At 60.4% G+C, this 14,687-nt stretch carries 9 protein-coding genes; 3 read left to right on the top strand and 6 right to left on the bottom strand.

The window, feature by feature from the left end:
- Window positions 1–199: 199 nt before the first annotated feature.
- Window positions 200–2,581, top strand: a complete 2,382-nt coding sequence (locus ACB032_RS18475; protein ID WP_371138509.1) for a beta-glucosidase — start codon at window positions 200–202, stop codon at window positions 2,579–2,581.
- 95 nt (window positions 2,582–2,676) lie between these two features.
- Here the strand turns inward: ACB032_RS18475 and ACB032_RS18470 are convergent, their stop codons facing one another.
- Both ACB032_RS18470 and ppsA read right to left on the bottom strand, forming a co-directional pair.
- A complete protein-coding gene (locus ACB032_RS18470) occupies window positions 2,677–3,654 on the bottom strand; it encodes a helix-turn-helix domain-containing protein (protein WP_371138564.1) in 978 nt (325 codons plus the stop codon).
- 300 nt (window positions 3,655–3,954) lie between these two features.
- Window positions 3,955–6,333, bottom strand: coding sequence for a phosphoenolpyruvate synthase (ppsA, locus tag ACB032_RS18465; protein ID WP_371138508.1), 2,379 nt, complete (start codon window positions 6,331–6,333; stop codon window positions 3,955–3,957).
- 308 nt (window positions 6,334–6,641) lie between these two features.
- On the opposite strand from ppsA, the gene ACB032_RS18460 reads away from it, so the two are divergent.
- Window positions 6,642–7,454, top strand: a complete 813-nt coding sequence (locus ACB032_RS18460) for a pyruvate, water dikinase regulatory protein (protein ID WP_005302533.1) — start codon at window positions 6,642–6,644, stop codon at window positions 7,452–7,454.
- A 90-nt stretch (window positions 7,455–7,544) separates the two neighbouring features.
- Here the strand turns inward: ACB032_RS18460 and ACB032_RS18455 are convergent, their stop codons facing one another.
- On the bottom strand, window positions 7,545–7,832 hold the full coding sequence (locus ACB032_RS18455; RefSeq protein ID WP_017407966.1) for a hypothetical protein: 288 nt from the start codon (window positions 7,830–7,832) through the stop codon (window positions 7,545–7,547).
- Window positions 7,833–8,194: 362 nt separating this feature from the next.
- On the opposite strand from ACB032_RS18455, the gene ACB032_RS18450 reads away from it, so the two are divergent.
- A complete protein-coding gene (locus tag ACB032_RS18450) occupies window positions 8,195–9,571 on the top strand; it encodes an amino acid permease (protein ID WP_010633582.1) in 1,377 nt (458 codons plus the stop codon).
- Window positions 9,572–9,819: 248 nt separating this feature from the next.
- Here the strand turns inward: ACB032_RS18450 and ACB032_RS18445 are convergent, their stop codons facing one another.
- From ACB032_RS18445 to ACB032_RS18435, 3 genes are all read right to left on the bottom strand, one after another.
- Window positions 9,820–10,524 (bottom strand): SIMPL domain-containing protein, encoded by a 705-nt coding sequence (locus tag ACB032_RS18445; RefSeq protein WP_026080064.1) that lies wholly within the window; start codon window positions 10,522–10,524, stop codon window positions 9,820–9,822.
- A 56-nt stretch (window positions 10,525–10,580) separates the two neighbouring features.
- Window positions 10,581–11,138 carry a hypothetical protein gene (locus tag ACB032_RS18440; RefSeq protein ID WP_371138507.1) on the bottom strand — a complete coding sequence of 186 codons (558 nt, stop codon included), beginning with the start codon at window positions 11,136–11,138 and terminating at the stop codon, window positions 10,581–10,583.
- 86 nt (window positions 11,139–11,224) lie between these two features.
- Window positions 11,225–14,686: a type I secretion C-terminal target domain-containing protein gene (locus tag ACB032_RS18435; RefSeq protein WP_371138506.1), complete on the bottom strand. Its 3,462-nt coding sequence runs from the start codon at window positions 14,684–14,686 to the stop codon at window positions 11,225–11,227.
- Between the last annotated feature and the right edge of the window lies 1 nt (window position 14,687).

Here is a 14,687-nt window from a genome sequence, read left to right as displayed (position 1 = left end):
TCGCTCCCCCGGGGCAAGGCGGCCATCGCCCGGCTTGTTAACCTGCCTGCAGCCAAACGTCTGCCCACGGGCCCGTTCGGCCTTCCTTGCGATATCCAATGGCAGCCGCCAGCAGAGCGGCCCAGCCCGGACGGATGCCTTCCACCCGGTGTCGATATCTCCTTTTTATTTTTATTCAGACAGTTACGAGGACGTCTTCATGCCTATCACCACAAAATTGAAAGCGGTTTCACTGGGTGTCAGCCTGGCGCTGGCCGGCCTGCTGGTCGGTTGCAACCAGAATGACTCGGATCCCCTGGTCAAGGACGATGCCTATTACCGCGGCCAGGCCGAGGCCATGGTGGCCAAGCTGACCCTGAGCGAGAAGCTGGACCTGCTCTCCGGCCCCGGTTACGGCAGTGCCAACGGCGCCATCAACGTCAAGCAGGACGTGCCCGGCGTGGCGGGTTACATCAACGGCGTGCTGCGCAGCGCGGACGGCATCGACATTCCGGCCCTCAAACTGGCGGACGGGCCGGCCGGGGTGCGGATCAACGCCAACCGCGACGGTGACAGCGCCAGCTACTACGCCACCGCCTGGCCCATCGGCTCGCTGCTCGCCTCCAGCTGGGACGTCAAGCTGGTCAAGGCCGTCGGCGAAGCCATGGGGGACGAGGTACGCCAGTACGGGGTCGACATCCTGCTGGCCCCGGGCATGAACATCCAGCGCAACCCGCTCAATGGCCGCAACTTCGAGTACTACTCGGAAGACCCCCTGCTCACCGGCAAAATCGGCGCTGCCATGGTCAACGGGGTGGAAAGCAACGGGGTGGGCACCACCATCAAGCACTACTTTGGCAACAACTCCGAGACCAACCGCAACCAGATCAACGACATCGGCGAACCGAGAACCTTCCGCGAGATCTACCTGCGCGGCTTCCAGATAGCGGTGGACGAGGCCCAGCCCTGGGCGGTGATGACCTCCTACAACAAGGTCAACGGCACCTATGTCAACGAGCGCAGGGATGCGGTGACCGACCTGCTGCGCGGCGAGTGGAAGTTCGACGGTCTGGTGATGTCTGACTGGTTTGCTGGCGATGTGGCCAACAACGCCTACAAGCAGGTGCTGGCGGGACAGGATTTGATCGAGCCTGGCAACGTCAAGGAGCAGTTGCAGCAATCCATCGAGCACGGCGATCTTGACGAGGCCAAGGTGAACGAGGCCGCCATCCACATCCTGACCCAGGTGATGAAGAGCCCCTCCTACAACCAGCTGGCCATCAGCAACAGCCCGGATCTGACCGCCCACGCCAAACTGGCCCGTCAGGCCGGTGCCGAGAGCATGGTGCTGCTGCGCAACGACGCCGCGGCCCTGCCGCTGGCGGCAAGCAGCACGCTGGCCAGCTTTGGCATCAATCAGATCAACACCTACAAGGGTGGCACCGGCAGCGGGGATGTGAACGCCGCCAGCACCACCACCATCGCGCAGGGACTGGCGGCACGCTTCCCGGTCAACGAGGCGTTGCAGAGCTACTACCGCGATTTTTACGAGAACAACAAGGTCTATCACGAGGGGCAATTTGGCGCCAAGGGCTACTACACCTGCGCCGAGGCGCCAATCAGCGGCGATCTGGCGGCCCTGATCACCAATGCGGCCGCCACCCAGCAAGCCGCCGTCATCAGCATCGGCCGCCAGGCCGGGGAAGGGGCGGATCGCAGCAGCGGCAAGGGGGACTATCTGCTCGGTGATGACGAGCGCGCCCTCATCGACGCGGTGAGCAGCGCCTTCCACGCCCAGGGCAAGAAGGTGGTGGTGGTGCTCAACGTCAACGGCGTCATCGACACCGCCCAGTGGAGCGACAAGGTGGATGGCATCCTGCTGGCCTACATGGCTGGCCAGGAGACCGGCCACGCGGTGGCGGACGTGCTCTCCGGCACGGTCAACCCGAGCGGCAAGCTGGCCCAGAGCTTCCCGCACAGCTACGCCAGCGTTCCCTCCGCCAGCACCTTCCCGGGTGAGGACACCGACGGGGACGGCGAACCGGACGATCTCTACTACAACGAGGGGATCTACGTGGGCTATCGCTACTACAGCACCTTCGAGCAGGCGGTCTCCTACCCGTTCGGCTTCGGTCTCTCCTACACCAGCTTCAGCTACACCAGCCCCGCCATCGCCAGCAATACCCTGGAGGGCGGCAGTGCCGGCAGCCTGGTGCTGACCGCCACCATCACCAACACCGGCGCCGTGGCAGGCAAGGAGGCGGCCCAGGTCTATGTGACCGCCCCCGAGGTCAAGCTGAAGAAACCGCTCATCGAGCTCAAGGCCTTTGCCAAGACGGAGCAGCTGGCACCGGGGGCCAGCGAACAGCTGAGCTTCACCATTCCGGCCAGCATCCTCGCCAGCTTCGATGAGGCCAGCAACCAGTGGATCGTGGAGCCGGGTCGCTACAGCGCCTACATCAGCCCCTCGTCGGATGTCTCCGCCAGCACGCCGGTCAGCTTCACTGTGAGCAAGGAGATCATGGTGAGCAACACCACGCCAGGGGCACTGGCACTGCCGGCCGGGGTGGATCCCGCCAGCGTCACCACAATCACCCGCTAACAGAGGCAGGCACGGCCGGGCACCCAGCCCGGCCTTGCCCGACAGTTGCCCAACAATGACCCGACCACGGGACCGGCCTTGCGCCGGTCCCGTTCTTATTGGCGGGCGTTGCGATAGGCCAGCGGCGTCATCCGGGTGTTGGCCTTGAAGAAGCGGTTGAAGGCGCTCTGGGACGAGAAGCCGACCCGATCGCTGATGTTCTGCAGCGGTTGATCCCCCTCACCCAGCAAGCGGCAGGCTTCGCTCACCCTCGCCTCCCTCAGCAGGGTGGAGAAGCTGCTCCCCTCCCCCTGCAATTTGCGATTGAGGGTCCAGCGGCTGACATTCATGGCCGCGCACACCTCCTTGAGCAGGCTCTCGTCGCTCTCCAGCTCCCCTTCCCGGATCTTGTGGCGGATCCGCTCCCCCACCAGATAGGCAAAAGGGGCCCGCTCGGCGATGCCGGCGCAGATCTGCGCCAGCTGGGCCAGTTGCAGATGACCCAGCGGTTCGTTGTAGCAGTGGCTGGGGCAATCGAGTTGGGCATTGTCGATGGTCAGGGTGTTTTCCCCCTGCTCCCAGCGGCAGCGAGTAGCGAAGAACTGATCCAGCAGTTGATGGCGCGGTGGCGGCCGCCCCGTGAAGCTCACCGAGACCCGAGGATCCGCCAGATAGACCCGCAAAATCCGGTAGAGCATGATGAAGTTGGGGATGGCCTGACTCGCCCCCAGGCTGGCAGGCCCCTGATTGACATACAGGTATTGGCTGGCCTGCGCCCCCCGCCGCACCCGCAGCTCGTCACAACTGCCGATGATGGGGCGATAGGCCAGCAGCACCTCGAGCGCCGCCCGCGGCGAGGGCTGGTTCAGGCACAGGCTGATGAGGGGTGGATAGTGCTGGTAGAGCTGGCCGATGTCGTAGGAGAGGATGGTTTCGTGAAAACTGGCCAGATAGGGCTGCATCAGTTGCAGCATCCGGTAGTGGCTGTGGGCCGGCAGCCGGCCCTGCTCCCGCTCGATGTCGAACGACGTGAGGCCGCCCGCCATCAGAATGGCATCGGGATCGCCCCCCTGCTGCTGGCAGGCTCCCAGCATTCGTCTGATGACCTGGTTTGATACGCTCTGTGACATCTGCCGTCCTGGCCTCCGTGCTGACAGGAAACTACTCGTGATCCCCCGGCCTGCCACTGACGGCGGACCTGCCACCCCGTACAGCGGGCTGGCGCGACCATTATGGGACGGTTGCAAAGCGAGCAGATGTAACGGAGTGTAAAAGCACGCGCCAGCGCGCCATTTTGGGCACATCTGGCCGCCATATCGGACCAGTTTCGTCAGGTTCGGCCATGAAAAATGGCGCCCGTGGGCGCCATTTTGATGGGGGCTGTGCAGCCTGTGTCAGCTCGCCTTGTGCTGCTCGGCCAGATAGAGCCAGGTGTCGACCACGGTATCCGGGTTGAGGGACACAGAGTCAATCCCCTGCTCGACCAGCCAGGCGGCGAAGTCCGGGTGATCGGATGGCCCCTGGCCGCAGATCCCCACGTACTTGCCCGCCTTGCGGGCGGCGGCAATGGCCATCGCCAGCAGCGCCTTGACCGCCTCGTTGCGCTCGTCGAACAGGTGGGCGATAAGGCCCGAGTCCCTGTCAAGTCCGAGCGTCAGCTGGGTCATGTCGTTGGATCCGATGGAGAAGCCGTCCACGTGCTCGAGGAACTTGTCTGCCAGGAGGGCGTTGCTCGGGATCTCGCACATCATGATCACCTTGAGCCCCCGCTCGCCACGGCGCAGACCGTTCTCGGCCAGGATGTCGATCACCTGCTCCGCCTCGCCTACGGTGCGCACGAAGGGGATCATCACCTCGACGTTGGTCAGCCCCATGACATCACGCACCCGCTTGATCGCCTCGCACTCGAGGGCAAAACAGGGGCGGAAGCTGTCGGCGATGTAGCGCGACGCACCGCGGAAACCGATCATCGGGTTCTCTTCGTGAGGCTCATAGCCACAGCCGCCCACCAGGTTGGCGTACTCGTTGGACTTGAAGTCCGACATCCGCACGATCACCCGCTCCGGCCAGAAGGCGGCGGCCAGGGTGGCGATGCCCTCGGTCAGCTTGGCGACGTAGAACTCACGCGGGCTCTCGTAGCCGGCAATCATCTTGCCGATGGTGGCCTTGAGTTCAGGGCTCTGCTGGTCGAACTCCAGCAGCGCCTTGGGGTGTACCCCGATCATCCGGTTGATGATGAACTCGAGGCGGGCCAGCCCAACACCGGTGTTCGGCAGCTGGGCGAAGTCGAACGCCCTGTCCGGGTTGCCGACGTTCATCATGATCTTGATGGGCAGGCGCGGCATGTTGCCCACCTCGGTCACCGCCACATCGAAGTCGAGTTCGCCGTCGTAGATGAAACCGGTATCCCCTTCCGCGCAGGAGACGGTGATGAGCTGGCCCGGTTCAATGCGCTTGGTGGCATCACCGCAGCCCACCACCGCCGGAATGCCCAGTTCGCGAGCGATGATGGCGGCGTGACAGGTACGGCCGCCCCGGTTGGTGACGATGGCGGAGGCCCGCTTCATGATGGGCTCCCAGTCCGGGTCGGTCATGTCGGTGACCAGCACGTCGCCGGGCTGTACTTCGTCCATCTGGCTGATGGAGGAGATGACCCGCGCCGGGCCCGCCCCGATCTTGTGGCCGATGGCGCGCCCCTCGATCAGCACCTTGCCCGCTTGCTTTAGGGCGAAGCGCTCGAGGGTGTTGGCCTCCTGGCGGCTGCGCACGGTTTCCGGGCGAGCCTGCACGATGTAGAGCTTGCCATCCTGCCCGTCCTTGGCCCACTCGATGTCCATCGGCCGGCCATAGTGCTGCTCGATGATGAGGGCCTGCTTGGCCAGCTCCATCACCTCGGCATCCGTGATGCAGAAACGGCTGCGCTCGGCCTCATCGGTGTCGACGATCTGTACCTGGCGGCCGTGGCTGGCATCGCCGGAATAGGTCATCTTGATGAGCTTGGAGCCCAGCGTCTTGCGCACCACCGCCGGGCGTCCTGCCTTGAGGGTCGGTTTGTGCACGTAGAACTCGTCGGGGTTGACCGCCCCCTGCACCACCATCTCGCCAAGTCCCTGGGCGCCGGTGATGAACACCACGTCGTTGAAGCCCGACTCGGTATCCAGGGTGAACATGACGCCGGAGGCGGCGAGATCCGAGCGTACCATGCGCTGGATCCCGGCCGACAGGGCGACCCCCTTGTGGTCATAGCCCTGATGCACCCGATAGGAGATGGCGCGATCGTTGAACAGTGAAGCAAACACATGCTTGACGGCAATCATGACGGCATCGATGCCGCGCACGTTGAGGAAAGTCTCCTGCTGGCCGGCAAAGGAGGCATCCGGCATGTCCTCGGCAGTGGCGGAGGAGCGCACCGCAAAGGACGCGTCAAGCCCACCGCTGAGCTTGTCGTAGGCAACCCGGATCGCCTGTTCCAGCGCGCTCTGGAACGGGGCTTCGATCACCCAGTCACGGATCTGCTGGCCGGCCCGGTTGAGGGCGGCGATGTCGTCCACATCCAGGCTGTCGAGCAGATCGTGGATCTTGCCGTTGAGGCCGCTTGACTCCAGAAACTCGTTAAACGCAAAGGCGGTGGTGGCAAACCCGCCCGGCACGGATACGCCGGCACCAGAGAGGTTGCTGATCATCTCGCCAAGGGATGCATTTTTGCCGCCAACTCGTTCTACGTCCTGCATTCCGAGTTGCTCGTACCAGAGTACGTACTGTTGCACTTGCATGTCTCCAGGTTGGTGGGCACTGTGCCGCCATGGCACCTTGTGCGCCAGTTTATGTGCGTTATTGTCTGTTTCTACTGTTGCCAACGACCATGAAAACGTTTTCTACTTATTGTCAAAAAAATCCCCGAGCAAGATTTGGGGATGGTCGAATGACACAGACATTCTACAATGCCAACACAAAAAGGTAACGACTCAGGTTTGCAAGCCACTTCACAACTTGGGCACGGCAGACCGGTTGACAAAAACGATATGGTTTCGAGAGATACTTCTTGCTTGCCAGCTCGTCGACCCCCTCACAGGAGCCCCCAGTGCACACCGTATTCTATGTTTCAGACGGCACCGCCATCACCGCCGAAGTGTTCGGCCACGCCGTGTTGAGCCAGTTTCCGCTGGCCTTCGAGCAGATCACCATCCCCTTTGTCGAAACCCTGGAGAAGGCGCGCCAGGTACGGATGCGCATCGACGAGCAGTTCCGCCAGACCGGGGTACGCCCCATTTTGTTCCACACCATCGTCGATCATCAGGTGCGCGAGGAGGTGCTCAAGGCCCAGGCCAGCAGCCACGACTTTCTCAACACCTTCGTCAGCCCGCTGGAGCACGAGCTCGGAGTGAAGGCCGAACCCAGGCTGCACCGCACCCACGGCATGGAGAACCGCAAGCTCTATGACGATCGTATCGAGGCGGTCAACTTCGCGCTGGCCAACGACGATGGCATCACCACCAAGGAGTACGAGGAGGCCGACATCATCCTGATCGGGGTCTCCCGCTGCGGCAAGACGCCGACCAGCCTCTATCTGGCGCTGCAGTTCGGCATTCGCGCCGCCAACTACCCCTTCATCGAGCAGGACATGGGAGTTCTGGATCTGCCGGCTGCCCTCAAGGCCAATCGCCACAAGCTGTTCGGCCTTACCATCGCTCCCCAGCGGCTGCACGAGATCCGCAACCAGCGCCGCGCCAACAGCCGCTACTCCTCGCTGGAGCAGTGCGAACAGGAGCTGGCCTGCGTCGAGCGGCTGTTTCGCCAGGAGGCGATCCGCTTCCTCGACACCAGTTCCCACTCGGTGGAGGAGATCAGCGCCAAGATACTCGAGGCCACCGGCCTGCGCCGTCAGCTTTATTGAGCAGCGCTGCCCGCCGGCAAGCTGACGACACGGCAAACGCCAATAAAAAAGCGCCGGATACAACCGTATCCGGCGCTTGTCGGCTGGACCTCAGCGGGGCTGGGAGCCCGGGCGGTTCAGCTCTCTGTTGTTCATCAGCATGGCGTAGAAGTTGAGCACACCGTGACGCCGGCGTACCCGCTCGGTCAGCCAGAGGGCCGGCAGCAGGCCGATGGCACCGGCGATCAACAAGACCGTTCGCAAGTGCATCACCAGATAATCATCACCCTGCACGGCCCACACCAGCAGACACCCCGCCGCCATGGTCAGCAGCAGGGGCGAAAGCCACACGGTGAGCCACAGCGCAACGGCCAGCAAACTGCCAATAATACGTTGCATGAAGTGCATCCTTGTTGCAAAGGAGGCTTCATAAAACAGGAATTGCCGATAGTGTCAACCAAACCGCGCCCAACTGCTCATAATGCAACCAATCACTTCCCTGCCAGCTTCACCACTCCCTAAAAACCTGCCTTTCGCCGAAAAAACCAGCGAATGATGAGGAAAACAGGTGCATCCGCGATGGATTATCACTATTCTGCTTCCGTTGGTAGTCGCCATAAAAAACAGAAAGCGACTCACTGTAACGAAATAAATACGGATTTCGTCACGTTTCAGGCACGCTTTGCCGTGCACGGTCACATGGAGTGACCCGACGGACGAGATGACAGACGAATGACTTCAGAAGACGTAAGGAAGGAAGAATGGATCTTCAACAAAACGGCGAGGAGCTGAAACGCGGTTTGAAAAACCGCCATATCCAGCTCATAGCACTGGGCGGCGCCATCGGTACCGGCCTGTTTCTCGGCATTGCCCAGACCATCAAGATGGCGGGCCCCTCCGTGCTGCTTGGCTATGCCATCGGTGGTTTTATCGCCTTCCTGATCATGCGCCAGCTGGGCGAGATGGTGGTGGAAGAGCCGGTAGCCGGCTCCTTCAGCCACTTCGCCTACAAATACTGGGGTGACTTCGCCGGCTTTGCCTCCGGCTGGAACTACTGGGTGCTCTACGTGCTGGTGAGCATGGCCGAGCTGACCGCGGTGGGCATTTATGTCCAGTACTGGTGGCCCGAGATCCCGACCTGGATGTCGGCGGCCTTCTTTTTCGTACTGATCAACGCCATCAACCTCTCCAACGTCAAGGCGTTTGGCGAGATGGAGTTCTGGTTCGCCATCATCAAGGTGGTGGCCATCATCGGCATGATCGGCTTTGGCGGCTACCTGCTGGCCAGCGGCAACGGCGGCCCGGACGCCAGCGTCAGCAACCTGTGGGCCCAGGGCGGTTTCTTCCCCAACGGCATCAGCGGTCTGGTGATGGCGATGGCGGTGATCATGTTCTCGTTCGGCGGGCTCGAGCTGGTCGGCATCACGGCTGCCGAAGCCGACAATCCCGAGAAGAGCATCCCCAAGGCCACCAATCAGGTGATCTACCGGATCCTCATCTTCTACATCGGCGCCCTGGCCGTGCTGATGTCCCTCTACCCCTGGGGCAAAGTGGTAGAAGGTGGCAGTCCCTTCGTCATGATCTTCCACGCACTGGACAGCAATCTGGTGGCCACCGTGCTCAACATGGTGGTACTGACCGCGGCCCTGTCGGTTTACAACAGCTGTGTCTACTGCAACAGCCGCATGCTGTTTGGTCTGGCCAAGCAGGGCAACGGCCCGCGCAGCCTGCTCAAGACCAACAAGAGCGGGGTGCCAGTGGTGGCCATCTCCGTCTCCGCCGCAGCAACCCTGCTGTGCGTACTCATCAACTACCTGATGCCGGGCAAGGCGTTCGAGCTGTTGATGGCGCTGGTGGTCTCCGCCCTCGTCATCAACTGGGCCATGATAAGCCTCGCGCACCTGAAGTTTCGCAAGAGCAAGCAAGCCGAAGGCGTGGTTCCCAAGTTCAAGGCGTTCTGGTACCCGTTCGGCAATTACCTCTGCCTCGCCTTCATGGCCGGCATCCTGGTCATCATGTACCTGACGCCGGGCATCCAGATCTCGGTACTGCTCATCCCGGTCTGGATCATCGTGCTGGCCATCGGCTATCAGTTCAAGCAGAAGCGCCAGGCTCGCGTCGCGGCCAATCTGGGCTGATGGCATCAGCCTCATCGTCCCTCAAAAGCCGGTCACTGACCGGCTTTTTTCTACCCGGATATTACCGCCGCAAGTAGGCATTACTCGCCTCCCCTCTTCAGTCCACCATGACCCTGTGAGCTCGTGCTCAGCAAGCGGCCATCGCCAGCCCTCTCTCTTTGGCAAGTATCCTGCTCGTCTAAAAACAACAAGCCCGAGACAGAGTGCTCGGGCTTGTTGCAAAAAGGCAGGTAGAAAGCCGCGCAGGATTATTCCAGCAGGAAGACGGCTTCCACGTTGTCCGTGATGGTGATCTGCTGCTGTTGGTAGCTGTTTTCCATCATGTCAGCGGCAGGTGCCATGGCGGCAGCCTTGAGGGCCCGGCTGTAGATCGGCATGGGGCTATTGTTGCGGTACTCGACGCTGTAAACCTTGCCGAGTTTCATACCAAACGCCTTGGCCAGAGACTCAGCCTTGTTTTTGGCATCTTCAACCGCTCCGAGGCGTGCCTGCTCCTTGATGGTTTGCGGTGCCTTGAGACCGTACTCAATCTGGGACACGGATTCCAGCCCGGCCTTGAGTGCGGTGTCCATCAGCTCGCTCAGCTTGTCAAGTTGATAGAGTTTGACCGCGAGCTGGCGCTGGGCACGGTAGCCCACCAGTTCCGGCTTCTTGTTCTGCGGATACTGGTATTCCGGGGAGATCACCAGATTGCCCGCCTCAACATCGCTACGCTTGATGCCCAGCCCTTCCAGCTGGCCAAAGAAGGCGGCAACCTTGCCATCCACCTGCTGCTTGGCCTTGATGCCCTGCTTTTCCAGTGCCGTTACGGAGACATTCAGCGTCAGCATGTCGGGCTCGGCTTTTTGTTCGGCATAACCACTCACCACCAGATGGGGGGCTTGCGGCACTTCAAGGGCAAACAGGGGTGCACTGATAACCAGAGCAGACAGGGTAAGCAGGGGACGCCACATAAAAAAAGACCTCAATCTATTGGAGTGAGGTCATTATGCCCGTCGTCGAATGGGATTCATATATCGTGCAACGGCGGGATCTGATCCAGCACTTGATTGGTCATATCGATATTGATGCTGATCTCGCCACCCGGCAGCCCCTGATGAGTAGCAGCCAGTGGCGTGGCGCTGCGGGAACCCAGCAGCACATCATCATCAAAATGGAAGGAGTCCCACGACAGAACATGTCCGGCCAGCGGAGCTACCGGCTCTGTCATCGTGGTGGTCACCAGGGGGGCACAATCGATGTTGTCGGAGTGGCCGAGCAAATCCTGCAGGCAGACATCGCTCAAACTCTGCAACGTATACTCCTGCTGCCCCTGTTCATGACCGACCAGCACCATCATGTGGGGTGGCGCGGTATCCACGGCTGGCGTGAATGAGATAGTGGCCGCCGCAAAGTCCACATTCAGTGAACCAGCAACCTCGCCATCATCGCTCTCCAGATCCAGCGCATCAATCCGATCACCCTCCATCGTGGCATGATAGCCAAACTGGCCGGTACAGGTAATGCTGCCCTGCCCGTCCCAGCTATAGCGAATGCCATCGATATCAACCCAATTAAATGACTGCATGGTGACCCTCTCCTGTACTGCCGCTATCTTAGCCGCCCCCTCAGTCAAAAAACAGGGGCCAGGTATTACCCGGCCCCCTTGGCTGGTTACGGATCAACCTTGAGGTTGCCGTCATCCAGCAGTTGCTTGATGATGTCGTGGTTGGTCGTCAGCCCACCGCTGTGATCCAGATCCAGGCTGCCCTGGAACTGTACCGTCAACTGTGAACCACCACTGGTAAGCCCATTTGTATCAATGGTCAGCTTGTTGGTTGCAGTATCAAACTTCAAGTAGTTGTCCAGCGCCGTCGCCAGATCGTTGTTGTTGGCTGCCGAGGGAACACCAACCAGCAGATCCGACAGATCCAGTACATCACCACCGCTGGTCGGATTGCCCAACGTAAAGTCGGTAATCTTGTCGGTACTGCTATCCGCATCGCCAGCAAGCCACTTGAAGGTATCGCTACCGGCACCACCCGTCATGGTATCGCTACCCAGACCACCGATCAGCAGATCCTTGCCATCGCCTCCTTGCAGTATGTCGTTGCCAATCCCGCCGATCAGGGTATCGTCACCAGCCTCCCCGTAGAGAGTGTCGTTGCCACTGCCACCATCCAGTACGTCGTTGCCCTTGCCACCGACTAGGGTATCCTTGCCACCCATTCCGTACAGCAAGTCATCACCATCGCCGCCGGACAAGATGTTGTCCAGACTGTTGCCCGTGATGCTGTCACCGAAATCAGACCCGATGGCGTGCCCTTGTGTGCTGTTGAAGGTCACATTCACACCGCTGGCAGAACTGTCGTAGTCCAGGGTAAACGGTGCTTCCGGCAGCAGGCTAAGACCAATGTTGCTGTGAACTGTGTCGCCATCTCCATCCGTCAGCGTAACCGGCAGCTGCAAACTGACCGGGATCCCGGGAGTGGCAACACTGGAACCGAAGTCCCCAATTTTGAAGTCACTCCCGGCCGCATAATGGAATTCCAGGCTGTTATAGCCATCCGCGGTGTAGGCCGCCAGCTTGGTATTGGACACAACCCCTACCACAGTCGCGGCATATGCAACGCCAGAGGTGGGATCATCGTCAGTAAAGTTGACTGTAAAGCTGCGGCCTCCCACCGCCACAGTCTGGGACATGCCAGCACCGATGCTGACGATCCTGGTCGAACCGTTGTAGCTGATTGCAACGGCGGTCAGCGACTCCTTGTTGCCATCGCCAATATCGTTGTCACTATCGACATCCTGACGGGCAACCACTTTTACACTGGAGCCACCGCTGCTGATTGATGTGAACAGGGCGGAAGCGCCATTCACATCGTAGTGGGCTTCAAAGGCATGGGTCTGGTTGGCCAGGTTGCCGTAAGACCCACCACTGACCGGATTACCTGTCAGGTCGATGACAAAGTCGATCCGCATCGCCTCACCAGATCCAACCGATGCCCCACTGCTAATCCCCCCCGTATTAGCAGAAGTGTTGACGGTGCCACCATCAGCACCATTGGTCATCGCCGTCAACAGCAGATCCTTGCTGTTGTCATTCGCAATCGTATTAAAGCCGGCCCAGGAAGCATTACCACCGACGAAGTTGTAATCACCACCATTGAAGTCGATCGTGGTCTGTCCGCCATCGACCTCACCAATCATCTGAACCTGATAGGTCCCGGATGCAGGTTGCAGGGTGGCAATGAACACAGTACCCGCCGCCGTTGCGGCAGTCAGCGTAATGCCATCCGAAGACAGGGTATAGGTGACAGGTAAACCGCCCGAGGTCATGCCACTGCTGCTGCCATTCAAACTGCTGTCGAACCGGATTGAACCACCATCCCCCCCGTAGTTGTTGGACAAAGTGCCATCACCATCCAGCAGGAAGATGCCAGTCACCCCGGACTGATTCAGCATGACCCCCATGGCCGGAGTCATGACAACCGGCACATCGTCTTCAACCTGTACGATGAAGTCGCGAACCAGCGTCACGTTATCCACCCCTTCGTGGGCCGTGATCGCACTGGACAGATTCAACGCCTTCAGTTCCAGGTCGTTGCCATCAGCCAGGGCATGATCAATCGGGCCCTGCAGGGTAAAGGTGTAATCGCCATCAGCCTCGACAGCCAGCGTGAAGATGGGTTTGCTGCCTGCCACTGCAACCAGGGTATCGACTCCGACACCGTGGATGATGCTGTAGGTAATCGCCACACCACCTGAGGTCAACGCAGGCAAACCGGCTGTACTGCCGACGCCGAAGTTGACGCCGATACTGTCGACCACCATATGGGCCAGAGAGCCTGCAACGGTGGTCAGGGCTGGGTTGTTGCCAGGCAGACCGGCAGGCAGGCCATCTTCGAACACGGAAGCCGTGATCGGAGTGGTATCCAGCACCAGTATCTTCAACAGAGCGCTGGAGGTGTCACCATCGGCATCCACAATGGTGTAGGTAAAGGTCTCCTGTGTATCGACGGCCACATCATTGGGCGGAGTGTAGGAGTAGGAACCGTCCGCATTCACGGTCAGATGCCCACCCAGAGGTGTAGTCATGGGGCCGGTCGTTCCTCCTTGCACCAGGAAGGTCACCACATTGCCATTCACACTGTCGGCGACCCCGACATAAGCGGCCGGATTGCTGACGGTAAAGCTGACCTGCAATACGGTCACGGGGGTATCGGCACCGGCACTGTCCACACCGGCACTGGCATCCACATCCGTGATCACATTGCCGGTAGCTGGTGGCGGTACGGTGGCCTGGAGTGTGGCGTCCAGGTCATAGATGTTGTTGACCAACGTGACGGCATCCCCATGGTCCTCCACCAGACCAAGCTGAGCGATCGCCGTCGCATTGCCACTGACGTTCAACCCCACCGCGTAAACCTCAACATTGTTGCTGTTCACAAAGCTGGTCCAGCCGGCCGGGACATTCCCCTCGTTGGGAGCGCCATCCGACAGGAAATAGACCTTGGTTTCATACCCAGCCAAAGCGGGGTTCGCCAGATCCGCCGTCAGTTGATTCTGCGCCAATACGAGTGGTGCGTTGTAGTTGGTACCGCCACCATCTGTCGGCAAACCGGAAATACTGGCCTTGGCCACATCAGGATCACTGGTTTGCGGGATCAATACAGCTCCACTGGCAAAATCAATGACCGTGAAGACCAGCGGCACACCCAGCGCCACATAGGAGTCAATCATGTGGTTTAGTGCATCCTTCGCCAGCTCCAGGCGATTTGGCGAACCATTTGTCGACGTACCGATCTGCCACAACATGCTGCCTGATGTATCGATGACCATCACCAGGTTGAAGGGTGGCAACCCTGCTTCAGTGATGACGACGCTGTTGTCTTTAGCTGTCGGTACATCATCTTCGAACCGGATGTTGCCACCAAGGTCCGCACTCACCGTGCCCGTCGCGGTGTCGTTGTCACCATCCACCACCGTCACGGTTGCACTCAGCAGCACCTTGCCATTGGCCAAACTGATGAGGTTGTTGTCGTTGCTGTTGTCCACGTCCTCCGGCAGATGGTCCAGCTCCGCCGACTGCGTCAGCGTCACCGTGCCATTGCTCGCCACGCTGATACGGAACACC

It is taken from the genome of Aeromonas sp. S5(2024), from assembly GCF_041403025.1.
In the GTDB taxonomy this organism is placed as follows: Bacteria; Pseudomonadota; Gammaproteobacteria; order Enterobacterales; family Aeromonadaceae; genus Aeromonas; species Aeromonas hydrophila.
The sequence above is the reverse complement of the archived record's forward strand: the minus strand, read 5'-3'. Positions and strand labels throughout refer to the sequence as shown.